The sequence below is a fragment of the Streptomyces sp. NPDC053367 genome (assembly GCF_044545925.1).
GTDB lineage: Bacteria > Actinomycetota > Actinomycetes > Streptomycetales > Streptomycetaceae > Streptomyces.
Genome location: NZ_JBITYN010000004.1, coordinates 161579 through 183080, shown reverse-complemented (window position 1 = coordinate 183080; position 21502 = coordinate 161579). Strand labels below are relative to the sequence as shown.

At 73.3% G+C, this 21502-nt stretch carries 18 protein-coding genes and 1 pseudogene; 12 read left to right on the top strand and 7 right to left on the bottom strand.

The features are described from left to right. Positions 1 to 33: 33 nt before the first annotated feature. Positions 34 to 1200 carry a xylose isomerase gene (gene xylA, locus ACIGXJ_RS13570; RefSeq protein ID WP_399644101.1) on the bottom strand — a complete coding sequence of 389 codons (1167 nt, stop codon included), beginning with the start codon at positions 1198 to 1200 and terminating at the stop codon, positions 34 to 36. 179 nt (positions 1201 to 1379) lie between these two features. Here xylA and xylB point away from each other — a divergent pair, with 179 nt between their 5' ends. The 8 genes and pseudogenes from xylB to ACIGXJ_RS13530 all read left to right on the top strand — a co-directional run bounded on the left by xylB (position 1380) and on the right by ACIGXJ_RS13530 (position 11524). Next, on the top strand, positions 1380 to 2825 hold the full coding sequence (gene xylB, locus ACIGXJ_RS13565; protein ID WP_399644099.1) for a xylulokinase: 1446 nt from the start codon (positions 1380 to 1382) through the stop codon (positions 2823 to 2825). A 67-nt stretch (positions 2826 to 2892) separates the two neighbouring features. Continuing rightward, positions 2893 to 4101 (top strand): ROK family protein, encoded by a 1209-nt coding sequence (locus ACIGXJ_RS13560; RefSeq protein WP_399644097.1) that lies wholly within the window; start codon positions 2893 to 2895, stop codon positions 4099 to 4101. 347 nt (positions 4102 to 4448) lie between these two features. Continuing rightward, positions 4449 to 5462, top strand: coding sequence for an acetamidase/formamidase family protein (locus tag ACIGXJ_RS13555; protein WP_399644094.1), 1014 nt, complete (start codon positions 4449 to 4451; stop codon positions 5460 to 5462). A gap of 203 nt (positions 5463 to 5665) precedes the next feature. Continuing rightward, positions 5666 to 6283, top strand: a complete 618-nt coding sequence (locus ACIGXJ_RS13550; protein ID WP_399644091.1) for an N-acetylmuramoyl-L-alanine amidase — start codon at positions 5666 to 5668, stop codon at positions 6281 to 6283. Between the two features lie 221 nt (positions 6284 to 6504). Further along, a pseudogene (locus ACIGXJ_RS13545) lies at positions 6505 to 7758 on the top strand (GAF domain-containing protein); the annotation flags it as partial. A 493-nt stretch (positions 7759 to 8251) separates the two neighbouring features. Next, positions 8252 to 9775: an aldehyde dehydrogenase family protein gene (locus ACIGXJ_RS13540; RefSeq protein ID WP_399644088.1), complete on the top strand. Its 1524-nt coding sequence runs from the start codon at positions 8252 to 8254 to the stop codon at positions 9773 to 9775. A 12-nt stretch (positions 9776 to 9787) separates the two neighbouring features. Beyond that, positions 9788 to 10147 carry a DUF779 domain-containing protein gene (locus ACIGXJ_RS13535; RefSeq protein ID WP_399644086.1) on the top strand — a complete coding sequence of 120 codons (360 nt, stop codon included), beginning with the start codon at positions 9788 to 9790 and terminating at the stop codon, positions 10145 to 10147. 243 nt (positions 10148 to 10390) lie between these two features. Continuing rightward, positions 10391 to 11524 (top strand): phosphodiester glycosidase family protein, encoded by a 1134-nt coding sequence (locus ACIGXJ_RS13530; protein WP_399644844.1) that lies wholly within the window; start codon positions 10391 to 10393, stop codon positions 11522 to 11524. Positions 11525 to 11527: 3 nt separating this feature from the next. Here ACIGXJ_RS13530 and ACIGXJ_RS13525 read toward each other — a convergent pair whose 3' ends face one another. From ACIGXJ_RS13525 to ACIGXJ_RS13500, 6 genes are all read right to left on the bottom strand, one after another. After that, on the bottom strand, positions 11528 to 11722 hold the full coding sequence (locus tag ACIGXJ_RS13525; RefSeq protein WP_399644084.1) for a hypothetical protein: 195 nt from the start codon (positions 11720 to 11722) through the stop codon (positions 11528 to 11530). A 125-nt stretch (positions 11723 to 11847) separates the two neighbouring features. Continuing rightward, positions 11848 to 12786 (bottom strand): phosphatidylinositol-specific phospholipase C/glycerophosphodiester phosphodiesterase family protein, encoded by a 939-nt coding sequence (locus tag ACIGXJ_RS13520; protein ID WP_399644081.1) that lies wholly within the window; start codon positions 12784 to 12786, stop codon positions 11848 to 11850. 196 nt (positions 12787 to 12982) lie between these two features. After that, on the bottom strand, positions 12983 to 14065 hold the full coding sequence (locus tag ACIGXJ_RS13515) for an acyl-CoA dehydrogenase family protein (protein ID WP_399644080.1): 1083 nt from the start codon (positions 14063 to 14065) through the stop codon (positions 12983 to 12985). After that, positions 14062 to 15243, bottom strand: a complete 1182-nt coding sequence (locus ACIGXJ_RS13510) for an acyl-CoA dehydrogenase family protein (RefSeq protein WP_399644077.1) — start codon at positions 15241 to 15243, stop codon at positions 14062 to 14064. The genes ACIGXJ_RS13515 and ACIGXJ_RS13510 overlap by 4 nt, the downstream gene beginning before the upstream one ends. Beyond that, the gene (locus tag ACIGXJ_RS13505; protein ID WP_399644074.1) at positions 15240 to 16205 is read right to left on the bottom strand and encodes an NADPH:quinone oxidoreductase family protein; all 966 of its coding nucleotides are present in this window, start codon (positions 16203 to 16205) and stop codon (positions 15240 to 15242) included. Before ACIGXJ_RS13505 ends, ACIGXJ_RS13510 begins: the two co-directional genes overlap by 4 nt. Before the next feature lie 128 nt (positions 16206 to 16333). Further along, entirely contained in the window at positions 16334 to 16906 is a 573-nt protein-coding gene (locus ACIGXJ_RS13500) for a helix-turn-helix domain-containing protein (RefSeq protein ID WP_399644073.1), read from the bottom strand. Between the two features lie 101 nt (positions 16907 to 17007). Here ACIGXJ_RS13500 and ACIGXJ_RS13495 point away from each other — a divergent pair, with 101 nt between their 5' ends. The 4 genes from ACIGXJ_RS13495 to ACIGXJ_RS13480 all read left to right on the top strand — a co-directional run bounded on the left by ACIGXJ_RS13495 (position 17008) and on the right by ACIGXJ_RS13480 (position 21479). Beyond that, the gene (locus ACIGXJ_RS13495; RefSeq protein ID WP_399644070.1) at positions 17008 to 17937 is read left to right on the top strand and encodes an NAD(P)/FAD-dependent oxidoreductase; all 930 of its coding nucleotides are present in this window, start codon (positions 17008 to 17010) and stop codon (positions 17935 to 17937) included. Positions 17938 to 17966: 29 nt separating this feature from the next. Continuing rightward, entirely contained in the window at positions 17967 to 19505 is a 1539-nt protein-coding gene (locus ACIGXJ_RS13490) for an ATP-dependent DNA ligase (protein WP_399644068.1), read from the top strand. Continuing rightward, on the top strand, positions 19502 to 19960 hold the full coding sequence (locus ACIGXJ_RS13485) for an NUDIX domain-containing protein (protein WP_399644066.1): 459 nt from the start codon (positions 19502 to 19504) through the stop codon (positions 19958 to 19960). Before ACIGXJ_RS13490 ends, ACIGXJ_RS13485 begins: the two co-directional genes overlap by 4 nt. A gap of 124 nt (positions 19961 to 20084) precedes the next feature. After that, positions 20085 to 21479, top strand: a complete 1395-nt coding sequence (locus ACIGXJ_RS13480; RefSeq protein ID WP_399644064.1) for an NADP-dependent succinic semialdehyde dehydrogenase — start codon at positions 20085 to 20087, stop codon at positions 21477 to 21479. Positions 21480 to 21502: the final 23 nt, after the last annotated feature.

Below are 21502 nucleotides of genomic sequence, written 5' to 3'. Positions count from 1 at the left end.
CGCCCCCGGGGAGGCCGGTCACCGCCGGGGCGCTCAGCCGCGCGCGCCGAGCAGGTGGTCCATGGCCAGCTGGTCGAGGCGCTCGAAGGCCATCCCGCGCGCGGCGGCCGCGTCCGCGTCGAAGTCCTCGAAGGCGGTGCGGTCGGCGAGGAGGGCCTGAAGGCCGTCGCCGGCGGTCGGCTGGGCCAGCTCGTCGAGCCGCGAGGCGCGCAGGGCGTCCTGGACCTCGGGGTCGGCGCGGAAGGCGGCGGCGCGCTCCTTGAGGATGAGGTAGTTGCGCATGCAGCCCGCGGCGGAGGCCCACACCCCGTCGAGGTCCTCGGTGCGCGGCGGCTTGAAGTCGAAGTGCCGGGGCCCGGTGTAGCCGGCGCTCTCCAGCAGGTCGACGAGCCAGAAGGCGGCACGCAGGTCACCGGCGCCGAAGCGCAGGTCCTGGTCGTACTTGATGCCGGACTGGCCGTTGAGGTCGATGTGGAACAGCTTGCCCGCCCACAGCGCCTGGGCGATGCCGTGGGGGAAGTTGAGCCCGGCCATCTGCTCGTGGCCGACCTCGGGGTTCACGCCGTACAGCTCCGGCCGCTCCAGGCGCTCGATGAAGGCCAGCGCGTGGCCGACGGTCGGAAGCAGGATGTCGCCGCGCGGCTCGTTCGGCTTGGGCTCGATGGCGAAGCGCAGGTCGTAGCCCTGCTCGGTGACGTATTCGCCGAGGAGGTCGAAGGCCTCCTTCATGCGGTCCAGTGCCACGCGCACGTCCTTCGCCGCGCCGGACTCGGCGCCCTCACGGCCGCCCCAGGCGACATAGACCTCGGCGCCCAGCTCGGCGGCGAGGTCGATGTTGCGGATGGTCTTGCGCAGCGCGTAGCGGCGTACGTCGCGGTCGTTGGCGGTGAAGGCACCGTCCTTGAAGACCGGGTGCTTGAACAGGTCGGTGGTGGCCATCGGCACGGCCAGGCCGGTCGTGTCGAGGGCCTGGCGGAAGCGCTTGATGTGCGACTCGCGCTCGGTGTCCGAGGACCCGAACGGGATCAGGTCGTCGTCGTGGAAGGTCACGCCGTACGCGCCCAGCTCGGCCAGGCGCTGCACGGTCTCGACGGGATCCAGGGCACGCCGCGTGGCGTCGCCGAAGGGGTCCCTTCCCTGCCAGCCGACGGTCCACAGTCCGAAGGTGAACCTGTCCTCGGGGGTGGGCTGGTAGCTCATGCCACGGCTCCTTGCTTGCTCCGACTATTTCGTCATGGCGGTTTACAAATTAGTATGCCAACGCGTTCCTGGGAAGGGACGGGGAGTCCACGAGCCGCGGCCTCCCGGTCGCCGCACCCTGGAATCCATGAAAGAACAGCAGGTCAGATCCCGCAGAGCCGCATCACAAGGAGAGCCCGATGTCAGCAGCCGAAGGTCCGCTCGTCGTCGGCGTGGACACGTCCACCCAGTCCACGAAGGCACTGGTCGTCGACGTGGCGACCGGCGAGGTGGTGGCCAGCGGGCAGGCCCCGCACACCGTGTCGTCGGGTGCGGGCCGGGAGAGTGATCCGCGCCAGTGGTGGGACGCGCTGTGCGAGGCGTTGCGCCAGTGCGGGGACGCCGCGCACGAGGCGGCGGCCGTCTCCGTCGGCGGTCAGCAGCACGGTCTGGTGACCCTGGACGAGCACGGCGAGCCGGTCCGCCCGGCCCTGCTGTGGAACGACGTCCGTTCCGCCGCCCAGGCCCGCCGGCTGGTCGAGGAGCTGGGCGGGGCGAAGGCCTGGGCGCAGCGCACCGGCAGTGTGCCCGGCGCCTCCTTCACGGTCACCAAGTGGGCCTGGCTCGCCGAGCACGAGCCGGACGCGATCCGCGCCACGAAGGCCGTGCGCCTCCCCCACGACTACCTCACCGAACGCCTCACGGGCCTGGCCACCACCGACCGCGGTGACGCCTCCGGCACCGGCTGGTGGGCGTCCGGGACCGAGGCGTACGACGAGGAGATCCTCGCCCACGTGGGGCTGGACCCGGCGCTGCTGCCCCGCGTCGCCCGGCCCGGTGAGGTGGTCGGCACCGTACGCGACCATCCTGACCTGCCGTTCTCCAAGGGCACCCTGGTCGCACCGGGCACCGGCGACAACGCCGCCGCCGCACTCGGCCTCGGACTGCGTCCGGGCACACCGGTGCTGAGCCTGGGCACCTCCGGCACGGTCTACGCCGTCTCGACGCACCGCCCCGCCGACCCGAGCGGCACCGTCGCGGGTTTCGCAGACGCGCGCGGCGACTGGCTGCCGCTGGCCTGCACCCTCAACTGCACCCTCGCCGTCGACCGGATCGCCGCGCTGCTGGGCCTGGACCGTGAGGCCGTCGAACCGGGTACGTCGGTGACGCTCCTGCCCTACCTGGACGGCGAACGCACCCCCGACCTGCCGAACGCCTCCGGGCTGCTGCACGGCCTGCGCCACGACACCACCGCGGGCCAGCTGCTCCAGGCCGCCTACGACGGCGCCGTCCACTCCCTGCTGGGCGCGCTCGACCTGGTCCTCGACGAGGACGCCGACCGCTCCACCCCGCTGCTGCTGATCGGCGGCGGTGCGCGCGGCACCGCATGGCAGCAGACCGTACGACGTCTGTCCGGCCGCCCCGTCCAGATCCCCCAGGCCCGGGAACTGGTCGCACTCGGCGCCGCCGCTCAGGCCGCGGGCGTGCTCACCGGCGAGGACCCGGCCGCCGTCGCCCGGCGCTGGAACACCGCGAGCGGGCCCGTCCTGGACGCCGTGGAGCGGGACGAGGCGACGCTCGCCAGGATCGCCGGGGTACTCTCCGACGCGAACCCGCTGCTGGGGCGGGGCACCCGCACCGACTGACACCACGCGCGGCCCTGCCGCCGCGGCCGGCGTCGGCACAGACCGAGGACTGAGGACTGACGGAGGCATGACCGCATCGCCGCACGAAGCCCGTCCCGACGGTCCCGGGCGCGCGCTGCCCGACACCCAGCAGGGCATGCGCCGCCGCAATCTGGCGCGGGTGATGCACGCCGTGCGCGCCGAGGGACCGCTGTCGCGCGCCGCGGTCGCCTCCCGTATCGGGCTGACCCGTGCGGCCGTGTCGACGCTGGTCGACGAGCTGATCCGCACCGGTCTGCTGGAGGAGCTGGGACCGGAGCGGCCCGGCCGGGTGGGCCGGCCGGGATCCGCCCTCGCCGTCAGCGGCCAGGGCCCCGCGGGCATCGGAGCGGAGATCGGCGTCGACCATCTCGCGGTGTGCGCGGTGGACCTGCGCGGAGTGGTGCGGGCCCGGGCGGTACGACACGGCACCAACCGCGGCCGCGCCCCCGAGCCGGTCGTCGCCGAACTCACCGAGCTGATACGGCAGGTGGTCGCCGAGGCGGACGGTTCGGGACTGTGGCCGGCCGGTCTCGCCGTGGCCGTTCCGGGCCTGGTGTCCCGGGACGGCCGTACGGTCGTACGGGCGCCCAACCTCGAATGGCACGACGTGGACCTCGGCGCCCTGCTGCCGGCGGAGTACCCGCTGACAGTGGACAACGAGGCCAACTTCGGCGGACTCGCCGAACTCTGGCTCGGCGAGGACACACCGCACGACTTCCTGCACGTCTCGGCCGAGATCGGCATCGGTTCCGCAGTGGTCGTGGACGGGCAACTGCTGCGGGGGACACGGGGTTTCGCGGGCGAGCTGGGCCATGTCCCGGTACGGCCCGACGGACCGGAGTGCGGCTGCGGCGGGCGCGGCTGCCTGGAGCAGTACGCCGGTGAGGAGGCCGTGCTGCGTGCGGCCGGGCTGGAGCCGGGCGAGGACCGGGTCGGCATGCTCGCCGGGCGGGCGGCTGCCGGGGACACCGACGTGCGCCGCGCCCTGCACGACGCGGGTGAGGCGCTCGGCATCGCCCTGACCGGGGCCGTCAATCTGCTGGACCCTCGCGGAGTGGTCCTGGGCGGCGCGCTGGCCGGTCTCGCGCCCTGGCTGCTGCCCTCGCTGGAGGCCGAGCTGGCCCGGCGGACCGCGGGCCCGGCCTGCCCGGTGTCCGTGTCGAGGCTGGGGCCCGAGGGGCCGTTGCTGGGGGCGGCGCACTGGGTGGTGCGCGGGGTTCTGGACGATCCCGCGGGGGTCGCCGAGCGGCGGTGAGCGGCGGCTCCGCGTCCGCCCAGCGCGGCCCAGCCGGGCCCCACGGAGCTTTGTGCGAGGCCGGCGGCTGAGGAAGAAGCCCGGACGTCGGGGGCAGCGCCGGCGCCCCCGGGGAAATCCGCGCACTGAGCCGCGCACAATCACCCTTACGAGTGAGCGAGTTGTCCACAAGTGGGCCACCGTCCACCGGACGCGATCTCCTCCTTCTGCCGAACCTCCGGCCGCCGTACGGTGATTCACGTGAGACGCGGCAGGCCATGTGACCGACGAGCCCGGCCGTGCCGCACACGTGTCCAACCCGACCACCGGCCTGCCGCGGACCGTCCGCAGAACGGAGCTGTGCAGCGATGAGCGACCCGCGCATCCTGACCGTGCGCCCCCGACCGGGCGAATACGCCTGGACGTTCGGCGGCGTGCCACCCGTCGCGCGGATCACGCCCGGCACCGTCCTCGACCTGTACACGGAGGACTGCTTCGCCGGCCGGGTCCGCTCGGAGAAGGATCTCGTGTCCGAGGTGTGCGAGTTCCCGTTCCTCAATCCGCAGACCGGCCCCTTCCATGTGGAGGGCGCCGAGCCCGGGGACACCCTCGCCGTGCACTTCGTGTCCATCGAACCCGCCCGCGACTGGGCCGCGTCCACCACGGTCCCCCTCTTCGGCGCGCTCACCTCCACCCACACCACGGCCACCCTCCAGCCGCCGCTCCCGGAGACCGTCTGGATCTGGCAGCTCGACCGCACCCGACGCACAGCGCTCTTCCGGGCCCGTGACAGCGATCTGGAACTGGAGCTGCCCATGGATCCGATGCACGGCACGGTCGGCGTGGCACCCGCCAACCTGGAGGTCCGCTCGGCCCTGGTGCCGGACGCCCACGGCGGCAACATGGACACCCCGGAGATGCGGGCCGGCGTCACCTGCTACCTCGGGGTGAACGTGGAAGGGGCGCTGTTCAGTCTCGGTGACGGACACGCCCGGCAGGGCGAGGGCGAGACCTGCGGGGTCGCCGTCGAGTGCGCGATGCACACCGTGGTCGTCGTCGAACTCCTCAAAGGGATCAGCACGCCCTGGCCGCGCATCGAGTCCGACAGCCACATCATCTCGACCGGCTCGGCACGCCCGTTGGAGGACGCGTTCCGGATATCGCAGCTGGACGTGGTGCGCTGGCTCGTCCGCGACTACGGCTTCAGTGAGCCGGACGCGTACCAGTTCGCAACCCAGGCGGTCGAGTCGCCGTTGGCCAATGTGTGCGACACGAACTACACGTGCGTGGCGAAGATCCGCAAGGACTGGCTGCCACCGCGCGAGACACACCGCGGAGTGCACGCGCGCCTGCGTGAGTCGGCGGCGACGCTGCGCCACTGACTCGACCGGTCGCGGCCCCGAAAATTCCCAACTCTTCCCGAGGCCCCTCTACCGCCTCTCCTACCGCCTCTCCTACCGCCCCTTCTCCCGACGCTTCCCGACTCCTCTCATCACGCTTCCCCGACGCTTCCCGGCTCCTCTCCCGACACTTCCCCGATGGGCCGGCCAGGCTTCGAGGCCTCAAGGCTCCGAAAGGCAACCTCATGGAACGGGCAACACCGCTCCCGCCCCCGGCGTCCGGCCACGGCAGGCGACGCCTGCTGAAGGGCGCCGCCCTGGCGGCAGTTCCGTACGCGCTGCTCCCCGAGACCCGGGCGGACGCGCGAGCTCAGGGCCGCGACTACGCGCCGGCCAGCTGGGAACCGGCGAACTCCGCCAACTACACCCGCGCGAACCGCCCCATCCAGTACCCGGTCGACTTCGTCGTCATCCATGTCACCCAGACCACGTACGGAACCGCTCTCGGCGTCTTCCAGAACCCGAAGAAGAAGGTGTCCGCCCACTACCTCGTGCGCTCGGCGGACGGACATGTCGCGCAGTGCGTCCCCGAGGCCGACGTCGCCTGGCACGCGGGGAACTGGGACTACAACACCCGCAGCATCGGCATCGAGCACGAGGGCTGGGTCGACCGGCCCGACTACTTCACCGACGCCCTGTACGAGAGATCGGCCCGGCTCACGGCGACGATCTGCGCCAAGTACGGCATTCCCCGGGACCGTTCCCACGTCATCGCCCACTACGAGGTGCCGGGCAGCGACCACACCGACCCGGGGCCGCACTGGAACTGGGAGCGCTACATGAGACTCGTCGAGCGCGGCTGACTCGTCGCCGTGGGGGAACTGCGCGCGGGAATGCGGCGCCTCGATACCGCTGCACCCCGGGCGTCGGGCCGCCCCTCCCCTCTCCCCGGCTCCGCAGCTCCGCATTCCCGCATCGATTCCCGGCCTCGATCGGGTGACCGTCGTCGAAACGGTTGTCGGCGTGGACACCCGGAGTGACGATGTGACGATGTCCCGTCCGCATCGCCCTCCGGGAGGCCGAGTTGACCGATTCCTGGGTGGCCCTGGCGCCAGGGGCCGACCCCGTGGAGCACGCGCGTATGCTGCGGCTCGCGCACGAGACGTTCACCGAGGCCGGAGAGGTGACCCGTCCGGTGCGGTCCGTGGTGGCCGAGTCGTGGCGGCGTTCGGCACGGGCCGGGGTCGGGCCGGACGGCACGGCGAGTGTGGAGCTGGCGGACGGTGACCTCGGGGCGTATCGGGCCGAGCATCCGCTGTCCCGGGTGATGCCGCTGTTCCGCGAGTTGATGGGGACCTTCGCGGTGGACGGCGAGCATCTGCTCGCGGTGTGCGACGCGCACGGACGGCTGCTGTGGGTGGAGGGCCACCCGGCGACGCGGCGGCAGGCGGGCCGGATGAACTTCGTGCCGGGTGCGCGGTGGGCGGAGAGCGCCATGGGGACGAACGCGCCGGGGACGGCGGTCGCGGTGGACCGGCCGGTGCAGGTGTTCGCGGCAGAGCACTTCAGCCGGCCGGTGCAGCCGTGGACGTGCGCGGCGGCCCCGGTGCACGACCCGCGCACCGGGCGGGTGCTGGGGGCGGTGGACATCACCGGCGGGGACGGGTTGGCGCATCCGCACAGCCTGGCCTTCGTGCAGGCGGTGGCGCGGGCGGCCGAGGCCCAGCTGGCGTTGCTCACTCCCGAGCGGGCGCCCGCGGACGGGGAGCTGCTGGAGCTGAGCGCGCTCGGCCGGGACGCGGTGCGGGTGCGCGCCGGTGGACGGAGTGTCCGGCTCGGGCGCCGGCACAGCGAGATCGTGGTGCTGCTCGCCTGTCACCCGGAGGGGATGACCGGGGACGAGCTGCTGTGCGCGCTGTACGAGGACGAGTCGGTCACCCCGGTGACGCTGCGCGCCGAACTCGCCAGGCTGCGCGGTGTGCTGGGGCCTGGGCTGCTGGTCTCGCGGCCGTACCGGCTGACCGTGCCGGTGGAGTCGGACGTGGCCGTGGTGGAGCGGCGGCTCGCGGCCGGGGCGGTCACCGCGGCCGCGAAGGCGTACACCGGTCCGCTGCTGCCCGCCTCCCAGGCACCGGCGGTGGTACGGCTGCGGCAACGGATCGCCGACGGGCTGCGCGGCGCGCTGATCGAACGCGGTGACCCGGACCTGCTGGCGGACTGGGCGTACGCGCCGTGGGGCGAGGACGACCTGGAGGTGTGGCGGGCACTGGCCGCGGTACGCCCCACCGCCGCGGTGCACAGCCGACTGGCCACGCTGGAGGCCGAGCTGTCATCCCCACCGGTCCGCCCGGCCGCACCACCTGTCGGCCGAGGTCCCCGGCCGACCGGACACAGGGCGGCCACCGGCCCCCGCGCCACGGAACCGGCAGGGCCGAAGGAACCAGTCGGGCCGACAGGGCTGAGGGGACCGACAGGACCGTTGGAGCCGACGGGGCCTGCGGATCCCGCCCGCTCACCGCGCAGGGCCGACCGCCTCCCCGGCGTACCCCGACCGCGGCCCAGGCACTAGCCGCCAGCCAGTCGCTGCGCACCCGCCCTGGCCACACCACACCCCTTGGCCGCGCCCCACCCCGGCCACCGCCCGCCTCCCCACTTCGAGCCGACCTGCCACCTCAACCCTGAGCCGACCTGCCACCTCCTCCCGAGGGCCCGCCCCACTCCCGAGGCCCCGCCCCCACCTCGTACGCAACCTCCTCGCAACCTCCGCCCTCCTAGCCTCCCGTCGGAAGCCGCCCGAGGGAGGGTGGCGGTTCATGGGGAGGCAGAGCAGCATGACCCGTTACGCGGCGCCCGGCAGCGAGGGCGCGATCGTCTCCTACCAGGCGCGGTACGACCACTTCATCGGCGGGGAGTACGTGCCGCCGCTGCGTGGGGGGTACTTCGAGAACCCGAGTCCGGTGAACGGGCAGCCGTTCACCGAGGTGGCGCGAGGCACCGCGGAGGACGTGGAGCGGGCGCTGGACGCGGCGCACGCGGCGGCGCCGGGCTGGGCGCGCACGTCGGTGACCGAGCGGGCCGACGTCCTGCGGAAGATCGCCGACCGCATGGAGGCGTATCTGGAGCCGCTGGCGGTGGCGGAGAGCTGGGAGAACGGCAAGCCGGTACGGGAGACGCTGGCGGCGGACATCCCGCTGGCCATCGACCACTTCCGCTACTTCGCGGGCGCGATCCGGGCGCAGGAGGGCTCGCTCGGCGAGGTCGACGACGACACGGTGGCCTACCACTTCCACGAGCCGCTGGGCGTGGTCGCGCAGATCATCCCGTGGAACTTCCCGATCCTGATGGCGGCCTGGAAGCTGGCGCCGGCGCTCGCGGCGGGCAACGCGGTCGTGCTCAAGCCGGCCGAGCAGACGCCCGCGTCGATCCACTACTGGCTGAGCCTCGTGGCCGACCTGCTGCCGCCGGGCGTGCTGAACATCGTCAACGGCTTCGGGGTGGAGGCCGGCAAGCCGCTGGCGTCCAGCCCGCGCGTGGCGAAGGTGGCGTTCACGGGTGAGACCACGACGGGGCGGCTGATCATGCAGTACGCCTCGGAGAACATCAAGCCGGTCACCCTGGAGCTGGGCGGCAAGTCGCCGAACATCTTCTTCGACGACGTGTGGGCGCAGGACGACGACTTCCGGGACAAGGCGCTGGAGGGCTTCACCATGTTCGCCCTGAACCAGGGCGAGGTGTGCACCTGTCCGTCGCGGGCGCTGATCCAGCGCGGCCACTACGCGGAGTTCCTGCGGGCGGCCGTCGCCCGGACCGAGCTGATCCGGCCGGGGCACCCGCTCGACACGGACACGATGATCGGCGCGCAGGCCTCCAACGACCAGCTGGAGAAGATCCTGTCCTACATCGACATCGGCCGGCAGGAGGGCGCCCGGGTCCTCACCGGCGGCGAACGCGTCGAGCATGACGGCGAGTTGAAGGGCGGCTATTACGTGCAGCCGACCATCTTCGAGGGCGACAACCGTATGCGGATCTTCCAGGAGGAGATCTTCGGACCGGTGGTCTCGGTGACGTCGTTCGACGACTTCGACGACGCGATCAAGACGGCCAACGACACGCTGTACGGGCTCGGCGCGGGTGTGTGGACGCGGGACATGAACACGGCGTACCGGGCGGGCCGCGCCATCCAGGCGGGGCGTGTGTGGACCAACTGCTACCACGCCTATCCGGCGCACGCGGCGTTCGGCGGCTACAAGCAGTCCGGCATCGGGCGCGAGACGCACAAGATGATGCTGGAGCACTACCAGCAGACCAAGAACCTGCTGGTCTCCTACTCCCCGCGCAAGCTGGGCTTCTTCTAGGGAAGGCCGGTCATGCCCGAGGAGATTCCGCGCGTCGAGCTCACCCCCGCGGCCGCCGCCCTGCTGCGCCGGCTGCGGGCCGAGCACGGGCCGCTGATGTTCCACCAGTCCGGCGGCTGCTGCGACGGCAGCGCGCCCATGTGCTACCCGGAGGGCGAGTTCCGCACCGGCGACTCGGACGTGCTGCTGGCCGAGCTGACGGTGGACGGCGTCGAGGAGCCGGTGACGTTCTGGATGTCGCGCAGCCAGTACGCCGTCTGGAGCCACACCCGGCTGATCGTGGACGTGGTGGAGGGCCGCGGCAGCGGGTTCTCGCTGGAGGCGCCGGAGGGGGTGCGTTTCCTGACCCGTTCCCGGGTCGTCGGTCCGTAGCCACCCGGACGGGTGCGCCCCTCTGGCGCAAGGCCCGTGAGCGCCGCGAGACTTGATGGTAAATCAGATACCTCAGGGGGTCCCGTGGCGGGTCGGCGCAGATCACTGACGGTTCTCACGGTATGCGGTCTGCTGGCCGGCGCGGCTCTCACCGGGGCCCCGCCGGCCGGAGCCGCACCGGCCGGAGCCGCCCTCGCCGACCCACCAGCCGGAGCCGCTCCAGCCGGAACGGCCCCTGCCGGGATCACCGGCGCCGGGCCGGTCACGGCCCTCGCCCCCGGCGTCGACTACCGGCAGCTCGACCTCCAGGGCGCGAACGGCCCCGCCCGCGCCCATGTGCTCGACATCGACCTCGCCGATCCCCGGGTGCGCCTGGGCCTGCTGTACCCGGGGGCGGTGGCCGCGCGGGCCACCGTCTCCGCACTCGCCACGGCCCAGGGTGCGATCGCGGGCGTCAACGGCGACTTCTTCAACATCACCGAGGCCCAGCACCCCGGCGTCCAGGCCACCGGCGCGAGCGTCGGCCCGGCGGTCGCGAGCGGCCGGGCGCTGAAGGCGGCGGTGCCGAACGGCCAGCGGTTCGGGCCGGCCCTGCCGCCGGGCACCACCACCGAGGACGTCATCGGCGTGGGGCGCGACCGCCGGGCCCGCCCGGACCGGCTGACCCTGGACGGCTCGGTCACCACTCCCGAGGGCCGGCTGCCGCTCGGCGGCCTCAACCAGTACGCCCTCCCCGTCGGCTCGGTCGGGGCGTTCACCGAGGAGTGGGGCAGCGTCTCCCGGCTGCGTGCGACCTGCGGGACGGACACCGAACGGGCGGCGCCGTGCAGCACGGACACCTACGAGGTGACGGTCGATCACGGCAGGGTCGTCGCCATGGCCGACGTCCCGGGCAGCGGGCCGATCTCCCCGGGCACGACCGTCCTGGTCGGCCGGGAGGCGGGCGCGCAGCAACTGAGGAAGTTCCACATCGGCGAGCCGGTCCGGATCAGCCACCGGCTGCGCACCACGGCCTCGCCGGTCCCGCTCGCGCTCGCCGTCGGCGGCTATCCCGTCCTCCACGACGGACAGCCGCTGCCCGGCCTGGACGACCGCACCGCCGCGGTCCGCACGGCGGCGGGTATCGCCGACGGCGGACGCCGGGTGCTGCTGCTCGCCCTGGACGGCTCCCCCGAGTACCGGACGGGCCTGACCGTCGCCGAACTGGCCCGGATCGTGCGGGACTTGGGGGCCGAGGACGCCTTCAACCTGGACGGCGGCGGCTCCACGACCCTGGTGGCACGCACCGCGGACGGTGTCGTCGCCCCGCTCAACCACCCGAGCGCCGGCGCCGAACGGCCCGTGCCGAACGGCATCGGGGTGTTCACGGGCCCGTGAGGGTCACGGCCGCAGACTGCCCACGATGTCCGCGGTCGCCGTGAGGCCGCTGTGGATGGTGGGTGCCATGCTCGTGCTCGCGAGGTAGAAGCCGAGCAGCGCGCACACCAGCGCATGGGAGACCTTGAGTCCCCCGTTGCGCAGGAAGATCACCGCCAGGATGAACAGCAGTAGCACCACAGAGATGGAAACGGCCATCGTCAACCTCCTCCGCCACGCCGGTCACGTCCGGTTCACGGCGTTCGGCCGCAAGTGTGGCGTAACAGAGGGTTCGTCCGGGCGGCTGACGTGTCCTCCGAACGTGTGGTGTCCGGCTGTGACCGTCAGCTCCCGTGGGCGTCGAGGAACGCCTCCAGGCCCGCGAGGTCGTCCGTGTTGAGGTGGTCGACGCCGGCGGCGAGCAGCTCGGCCCACAGCGCGTCCCGCTCCGGCCCGGACAGGTCCGGGGTGGCCCAGAAGCGGACGGTCTGGCCCCGCTCATGCGCGGCCCCGGTGATGGCGTGCAGCCGCTGCCGCTCGGCGTCGGGGAACGGGCCCGCGCCCAGCCATGTGAAGGTGCGGGTCCAGTTGTCGCTGATCAGCGGCACGAAGGAGGCGGGCGCGGGGCTGCCGAGGTCGCTCAGGCGGCCGTCGTAGAAGGCGTGGCGCACGGTCTGCGCCTCCATCGGCACACGGGCCGCGCGGTCGCCGGAGACGACCGCGGTGACCGGGCCGGGGAAGACACGGCCGTGGGCGTACGTGGTGAACAGGTGCTTGTAGCGGCGCAGCCGGCGGTCCAGTTCGAGGTAGGTCGCGGCGCCCTCGGTCTTGATGTCGATGAGCAGTTGCAGTGGCCGGTGGTGCCCCCGGTACACCCAGCCGTGGTGGGTGCGCACCCGGGCGACGAGGGGGTCGAGGTAGAGGGACTCCAGGGTGCGGGCCGGGTCCAGGTCCTCGGGGTCGTGTGCGACCAGCAGTTGACCGCCGACCAGGTGGATGTCCGCCTCCACGCTGCCGAAGCGGTGGTCGAGGGCGTCGAGGAGCGGGCGCGGGTGCTCGTAGTCGTTGTGCGCGTGGGCCCGCCACAGCGGCGCCTTCCCGCGCTCGGCCGGGACGGCGGCCCCGAAAGCGCCGGCGCCCGGCCGTACGCTCGTCGCCCCGAAAGCGCCGGCGCCTGGCCGCACGTTCGTCGCCGCGAAGGCGTCGGCGCCCGGCTGGGCGAACGCGCCCGTCAGCGCGGCGCCGAAGGCGGTGAGGGCTCTGCGGCGGGTGGTGAGGGCCATGCGCTGCCTCCTTGTGTGGTGTCGGTCCCCAGCGAGTATGGGGCGTGGACGCCTCAAGGAGGCTTGCTCGTACGGGAGTTGGCCTGACCGCCGTCGCTCGTTCACCCGGTGCGGCGCCGGCGGGCGCACCACGAGCGAAGCCCGCCCCCGATCGGGGACGGGCTTCTCACAGCCGTGTGGACGCGCCGGGCGGACCTCAGGGAGCCCGCAGGTCGACCGACTCGGCCAGCGCCGCGCGATGCGCGCCCGCCGTGCCGTACGCGATCGAGTCGGCCTTGGCCCGCTTCAGGTACAGGTGCGCGGGGTGCTCCCACGTCATGCCGATGCCGCCGTGCAGCTGTACCGCCTCCTCGGTGGCCCGTACGGCTGCCGGCGCGGCGTAGGCCTGAGCGACAGCCACCGCCACATCTGCGTCGGCGCCGCGGGCGAGCGCGTCGGCAGCGTTGCGGGCCGCCGCCCGCAGGTTCACGACCTCCAGCCACAGCTGGGCCAGCCGGTGCTTGAGCGCCTGGAAGCCGCCGACGGGCCGGTTGAACTGCTTGCGCTCCTTCAGGTGGCGCACGGTCTCCGTCAACGCCCAGTCGGCGACGCCGAGTTGCTCGGACGCCAGCAGCCCGGCACCGGCCCGCAGCGCACGCCGTACGGCGGGTTCGGCCTCGCCGAGGCGGCGGCCAGGCGCGGCGTCCAGCCGTACGGTCGCCACCGGCCGGGTCAGGTCGAAGGACGTCTGGCGCGTGATCTCGGCGGCGTCCGCGTCGACCGCGTAGAGCCCGCCGTCGTCGGCCGGCACCAGCAGCACGTCCGCGGCCGTCGCGTCCGCGATCCCGGTGAGCTCGCCGTGCAGCAGGCCGTCCGTGACGCGTACGGCGGTGAAGCCGGCGTCGGGCGCCAGGTGCAGGCCGACCGCGAGGGCGCCGATCCTGCGGCCGGAGGCCAGTTCGCCGAGGAGCTGCTCGTCGCCGCACTCCAGCAGGGCCTCCGTCGCCACGACCGCACTGCTCAGATAGGGCACCGGCGCGACGGCCCGCCCCAACTCCTCCAGCACGACGGCGGCTTCGCGGTGCGAGGCACCCTGTCCGCCCCGGTCCTCCGGCACCAGCAGTCCGGCCAGGCCCATGCCGTCGGCGAGGGACTTCCACAGCGCGAGGTCGTGCGGGGCGTCCGTCTCGGTGCGGGCGATGACACCGGCCGGGTCGCAGTGGTCGCCGAGCAGGTCCCGTACGGCGGAGCGGAGCGCCTCTTCCTCCTCCGAGTACAACAGGTCGGGCTGTGCGCTCATCGGGCCAGGTCCTTCCAGGCGACGTCCTTGTCGGTGCGCGGCTCGGCGGGCAGGCCCAGCACGCGCTCGGCGACGATGTTCAGCAGGACCTCGCTGGTCCCGCCCTCGATGCTGTTGCCCTTGGAGCGCAGATAGCGGTAGCCGGCCTCCCGGCCGGTGAAGTCGACCGATTCCGGGCGCCGCATGGTCCAGTCGTCGTACAACAGGCCCTCCTCGCCGAGGAGTTCCACCTCCAGCCCGCTGATCTCCTGGTTCAGGCGGGCGAAGCCGAGCTTTATGCCGGCGCCCTCGGGTCCGGGCTGGCCCTGGGCGAGCTGCTGGCGCAGGCGCTCGCCGGTGAGGCGGGCGACCTCGGCGTCGACCCACAGCTTCAGCAGGCGCTGGTGGAGGTCGTGGGTGCGCAGGTCGGGGCGTTCGCGCCAGGTCTGCGCGATCTTGCCGATCATGCCGCCCTCGCGGGGCAGGGCCATGCCGCCGATGGCCACGCGCTCGTTGTTGAGGGTGGTCTGCGCGACCCGCCAGCCGTCACCGACCTCTCCGAGGCGGTGGGCGTCGGGGATGCGGACGTCGGTGAGGAAGACCTCGTTGAACTCCGCCTCGCCGGTGATCTGGCGCAGCGGCCGGACGTCGACGCCGGGGTCGGTCATGTCGCAGGCGAAGTAGGTGATGCCCGCGTGCTTGGGGACGTCCGGGTCGGTGCGGGCGATGAGGATGGCCCAGCGGGCGTTGTGCGCGCCGGACGTCCACACCTTCTGCCCGTTGACGACCCAGTCGTCACCGTCACGGACGGCCCGGGTGCCGAGCGCGGCCAGGTCGGAGCCGGCGCCGGGCTCGCTGAACAGCTGGCACCAGACCTCCTCGCCGGTCCACAGGGGCTTGAGGAAGCGCTGCTTCTGCTCGTCGGTGCCGTACTTGAGGATCGTCGGCGCGGCCATGCCGAGGCCGATGCCGTTGCGGCGCGGGTCGTTGTCGGGGGCGCCCGCGGCGGCCAGCTCGGCGTCCACGACGCCCTGGAGGGAGCGCGGGGCGCCGAGACCGCCGAGGCCCTCGGGGTAGTGGACCCAGGCGAGGCCGGCGTCGAAGCGGGCGCGCAGGAAGTCCAGGCGGTCGGTGGAGGCGGGCGGGTGGGCGGCCAGGAACTCGGCCGCAAGGCGCCTCAGTTCGGCTGCGCCGGTCATGCGGCTCCCTCCGTCACGACGGCGATCCGGCCGGTCGTCACACCGTCGGCGACGCGCTGCACGGCCGCCGCCGCCTCGCCGAGCGCCACCCGCTCGCTGACCAGCGGCTTGATCGCACCGCGGGCGGCGAGTTCGGTGAGCTGCTCGTGGCAGTGCTGGACCAGCTTCGGGTTCTTGGTGTTGTACAGGCCCCAGTGCAGGCCGACGATCGAGTAGTTCTTCACCAGGGCGTGGTTGAGTGCCGGGCTCGGGATGGCGCCGCTGGCGAAGCCGACGACCAGGATGCGGCCCTCGAAGGCGACGACCTTGGCGGACTGGGCGTAGGCCTGGCCGCCGACGGGGTCGTAGATCACGTCGGCGCCGCGCCCGCCGGTCGCCTCCTTCACCGCGGCGACGACGTCCTCGGCGTGCCGGTCGATCACCACGTCACAGCCCAGCTCCCGGGCGACGGCGGCCTTTTCCGCTCCCCCGACCACGCCGATGACCGTGGCGCCGGCGGCCTTGCCGAGCTGGACGGCGGCGCTGCCGACCCCGCCCGCGGCGGCGTGCACGAGCAGCGTCTCGCCCGCCTCCAGACCGGCCCGGCGGTGCAGTCCGAACCAGCCCGTCTGGTAGCCGATGTGCAGGGCGGCGGCCTCGGCGTCGTCCAGCGCCTCGGGCGCGGGCAGCAGGGCGGCGGCGTCCGCGACGGTGTACTCGGCGAGTCCGCCGTGCGGCAGCACCGGGTTGGCGATCACCCGGCGGCCGTCCTGGGTCTCGCCGCAGATCTCCACGCCCGGCGTGAAGGGCAGCGGCGGCCGGACCTGGTACTGGCCCCGGCACAGCAGGGCGTCCGGGAAGTTGATGTTCGCGGCACGGACCTTCAGCAGGACCTGGCCGTCGCCGGGCGTGGGCCGCTCGACCTCCTCGAGCCGCATCACCTCGCCCGGCTCGCCGTTCTCGTGCACTCGCCATGCCTGCATGCGGAGCCTCCACCGACTGCTTCGTCCGTCCGGGTCGATCGCATACTAAGCGGTCGCTTGCCCCCAGGGAAGGGCGGCGGGAGAGGTCACCCCTCACGGACGTCCCTCACGGACGGCGGCGAGGGAGGTCACGCCCCCTTCGGCCGGGCCCGTACGTGCATCCGCTCCCCCTGCGGCCCGAACAGACTGAGGAACTCCACCGGCCCCTCCCCCGTCGACCCGAACCAGTGCGGCACGCGCGTGTCGAACTCGGCGGCCTCACCCGCGGTGAGCACCACGTCGTGCTCGCCCAGCACCAGGCGCAGCCTGCCGGAGAGGACATAGAGCCACTCGTAGCCCTCGTGGGTCCGGGGATCCGGCTCCACCGACCGGGCGGGCTCGACCATCTTGTAGGCCTGCAGCCCGCCCGGCTGCCGGGTCAGTGGATACAGCGTCCGGCCATGGCGCTGGATCGGCTTGGCGCGCACCCGCGGATCGCCGACCGGCGGCGCGCCGACCAGCTCGTCCAGCGGCACCTGGTGGGCCCGGGCGATCGGCAGCAGCAGCTCCAGCGAGGGTTTGCGCAGGCCGGACTCCAGCCGGGAGAGGGTGCTGACGGAGATGCCGGTCGTCTCGGACAGCGCCGCGAGCGTCACCTCGCGTTCCTTGCGCAGCCTTCGCAGGCGGGGGCCGACACCCGCCAGAACGTCGTCGGTCGTCATGGCCGTATTGCAGGTTCGGCAACAACGTTTGTCAATCCCGCCACCCGGGGGCGATGGTCCACAGGGAGACCCCACACAACACCCGACAGGAGGTGGTCGTCATGACCGAGACCTATGAAGTGATCGTCGTCGGTGGCGGCGCGGCGGGGCTGTCCGCCGCCCTGGTGCTGGGCCGCGCCCGCCGGCGCACCCTCGTGGTCGACGCGGGCGAGCCGCGCAACGCGCCCTCGGCGCACATGCAGGGGTACCTGTCCCGGGACGGGATGCCGCCGGCCGAGTTCCTGGCGACCGGCCGGGAGGAGATCGCCCGGTACGGGGTGGAGCTGGTCCAGGACCGGGTGGTGGACGTGAGCCGCGACGAGGACTTCACCGTCGCCCTGGCGAGCGGCGGGACCGTACGCGCCCGGCGGCTCGTCGTCGCGACCGGGCTGAAGGACGAGCTGCCGCCCGTGGACGGGGTCGCCGAGCGGTTCGGCCGGGATGTGCTGCACTGCCCGTACTGCCACGGCTGGGAGGTCCGCGACCGGGCCTTCGGCGTGCTGGCCACCACCGCGCTGAGCGTGCACCAGGCACTGATGGTGTCCCAGTGGTCCAAGGACGTGACCCTCTTCCTGCACCGGGTCGCCGAGTCGGAGCTGACCGACCAGGACGTCCGGCGTCTGAAGGCGGCCGGGGTGCGGGTCGTGTCCGGCGAGGTGGCGGGGCTGGTCGTCGAGGAGGACCGGCTGACCGGCGTACGGCTCGTGGACGGGACGGCGTACGGGCGTGAGGTGCTGTTCGTCGCGCCGCGGGCGGTGCCGCGGACGGAGTGGTTCGTGAAGCTGGGCGCGGAGATGACCGAGACGCCCTTCGGCGGCTACCCCGTCGTCGACGAGCGGGGCCTGACGAGCGTGCCCGGACTGTGGGCGGCGGGCAACGCCTCCGGGTTCGCCGAGCAGGTGGTGAACGCGGCGAGCCGCGGTTACCGGGCGGGGGCCGCGATCAACGGCGAGCTGCTGATGAGCGACCTCGACTCGGCGGCCGGGGTGTAGTCGGCGGCGGCGCGTTGCACCATGGCTGCATGCTGCTGACCCGGCTCGCCGACGTGTCCCGGGAGGTCGCCGCCACGTCGGCGAGGTCCCGCAAGATCGCCCTGCTCGCCGAGCTGTTCCGGGAGGCGGAGACCGAGGACGTGCCGATCGTCATCCCCTATCTGGCCGGCCGGCTGCCGCAGGGGCGGCTCGGCGTCGGCTGGAAGGTGCTCGGCCGCGAGGTCGCGCCGGCCGCCGGACCCAGCCTGACCGTGCGGGAGGTGGACGCCCGGCTCACCGCCCTCGCCGGGGTCTCCGGCACCGGCTCGCAGGCCGAACGCACCCGGCTGGTCGGCGAGTTGATGGGTGCGGCGACGGCGGACGAGCAGCGCTTCCTGCTGGGCCTGATCACCGGCGAGGTCCGGCAGGGCGCGCTGGACGCGGTCGCCGTGGAGGGGCTCGCCCAGGCCACCGGCGCGCCGCCCGCGGACGTGCGGCGGGCGGTGATGCTCGCCGGGTCGCTCCAGGCCGTGGCCGAGGCCCTGCTCGCGGACGGCCCCGACGCCCTGGGCCGCTTCCGGCTCACCGTCGGCCGCCCCGTCCTGCCGATGCTGGCGCACAGCGCGTCCTCGGTGGCCGAGGCCGTGGAGAAGCTGGGGGCGTGCGCGGTGGAGGAGAAGCTGGACGGCATCCGCGTCCAGGTGCACCGCGACGGCGACGCGGTACGGCTGTACACGCGCACCCTGGACGACATCACCGACCGGCTGCCGGAGGTGACCGCGGCGGCGCTGGGGCTGGCCGGGGAGCGGTTCGTCCTGGACGGCGAGGTGATCTCCTTCGATCCGTCGGGGCGGCCGCGCTCCTTCCAGGAGACCGCCGGGCGGGTCGGCTCACGGGTGGACGTGGCGACGGCCGCGGAGGCGGTGCCCGTCTCCCCCGTCTTCTTCGACGTGCTGTCCGTGGACGGCCGTGACCTGCTCGACCTGCCGTTCGCCGAACGGCACACCGAGCTGGCCCGGCTGGTCCCCGAGCCGATGCGGGTGCGGCGCGCCCTCGCGCACGGCGCCGACGACATCCCCGCGGCCGATGCCTTCCTCGCCGAGACGCTGCACCGCGGCCACGAGGGCGTGGTCGTCAAGGCCCTCGACGCGCCCTACAGCGCGGGCCGGCGCGGCGCGTCCTGGCTGAAGGTGAAGCCCGTGCACACGCTCGACCTGGTGGTCCTCGCCGCCGAGTGGGGCCACGGGCGCCGTACCGGCAAGCTGTCCAACCTGCACCTGGGGGCGCGGCAGGACGACGGGTCGTACGCCATGCTCGGCAAGACCTTCAAGGGCATGACCGACGCGATGCTGGCCTGGCAGACCGGGCGGCTGCGGGAGCTCGCCGTGCGGGAGCACGGCTGGGGGGTCACCGTACGGCCCGAACTCGTCGTCGAGATCGCCTACGACGGTCTGCAGCGCTCCTCCCGCTACCCGGCCGGTGTCACCCTGCGGTTCGCGCGCGTGGTCCGCTACCGCGAGGACAAGCGGCCCGAGGACGCGGACACCGTGGCGGCGCTGCTGGCCGCGCACCCGGAGGTGCGGCCGTGAGGCGCAGCGCCGGACTGCTGTTGTTCCGGCACACCGCCGACGGCTTGGAGGTGTTGCTGGGGCATATGGGAGGCCCGTTCTTCACCAGGAAGGACGCCGGGGCGTGGACCGTCCCGAAGGGCGAGTACGAGCCGGACGAGCCCGCCTGGGAGGCGGCCCGGCGCGAGTTCCGCGAGGAGCTCGGCGTGGAGCCGCCCGACGGCGAGGCGGTCGCGCTGGGCGAGGTCCGGCAGTCCGGCGGCAAGGTCGTCACGGTCTGGGCCGTCGAGGCCGACCTCGACCCGGCCGGCGTCGACCCCGGCACCTTCACCATGGAGTGGCCGCCGAGGTCGGGCCGCTTCCAGGAGTTCCCCGAGCTGGACCGGGTCGCCTGGTACGGCCTGGACCGGGCGCGCGAGGTGATCGTCACCGCGCAGGCCGCGTTTCTCGACCGGCTGGCGGAGCACTCGTCCTGAGCCTGGGCCCGGCCCTCGGGCGCTCCGCCCCGAAGTCCGAGCCCTGAGCAGACGCGTACGCGTTGCGGCGCGGGCCGCGGCGCGCGAAGGTCGAAGCACAGCCCGCACCCAGGGAGGTCCGGTCATGCCCATCGCGACGGTGAACCCGGCGAACGGCGAGACGCTCAAGACGTACGAGGCCATGGACGAGGAGGAACTCGACCGTCGGCTCCAGCTCGCCGAGGCCACCTTCCGTACGTACCGCACGAGCGGCTTCGCCGACCGCGCCCGCCTGCTGACCCGGGCCGCCGAGCTCCTCGACGAGGACCAGCAGGACATCGCCCGGGTGATGACCACCGAGATGGGCAAGCCGCTCAAGCAGGCCCGTGCCGAGGCCGCCAAGTGCGCCAAGGCCATGCGCTGGTACGCCGAGCACGCCGAGGCGCTGCTCGCCGACGAGGAGCCCGACGCGGCCGACGTGCGCGACTCCGGCGCCTCGCGGGTGCGGGTGCGCTACCGTCCGCTCGGCCCGGTCCTCGCGGTGATGCCGTGGAACTTCCCGCTGTGGCAGGTGATGCGGTTCGCCGCGCCCGCGCTGATGGCGGGCAACGTGGGCCTGCTCAAGCACGCCTCGAACGTGCCGCAGACCGCGCTGTACCTGGAGGACCTGTTCCACCGGGCGGGCTACCCGGAGGGCTGCTTCCAGACCCTGCTGATCGGCTCGGCCCAGGTCGACGACGTCCTGCGCGACGAACGCGTCAAGGCCGCGACCCTCACCGGAAGCGAGCCCGCGGGGCGGGCCGTCGCCTCCACCGCCGGGGAGATGATCAAGAGGACGGTCCTGGAGCTGGGCGGCAGCGACCCGTACGTCGTGATGCCGTCGGCCGACCTCGACCGGGCCGCCGAGGTCGCGGTGACCGCGCGCGTGCAGAACAACGGGCAGTCGTGCATCGCCGCCAAGCGGTTCATCGTGCACACGGACGTCTACGACGCCTTCGCCGAGCGGTTCGTGGCCGGGATGAAGGCGCTGAAGATCGGCGATCCGATGGAGGAGGACACCGAGATCGGGCCGCTCGCCACCGAGCAGGGCCGCGACGACCTGGAGGAGCTGGTCGAGGACGCCACGCGCAGCGGGGCGAAGGCGCTGTGCGGCGGCCATCGGCTGCGCCGGCCGGAGCTGCCCGGCTGGTACTACCCGCCGACCGTGCTCGCCGGGGTCACCCGTGAGATGCGCATCCACCGCGAGGAGGCGTTCGGTCCGGTCGCCACGCTGTACCGGGCCGGGGACCTGGACGAGGCGGTGCTCATCGCGAACGACTCGCCGTTCGGGCTGAGTTCGAACGTATGGACGCGCGACGAGTCCGAGGTCGAGCGTTTCGTACGGGATCTGGAGGCCGGCGGTGTGTACGTCAACGGCATGACCGCCTCGCATCCGGCGTTCCCGTTCGGCGGCGTGAAGCGATCGGGGTACGGGCGTGAGCTGTCCGGGCACGGAATCCGGGAGTTCTGCAACATCACCACGGTTTGGCACGGTGCGTGACCGCCGCGCGGCTACGATCGCCG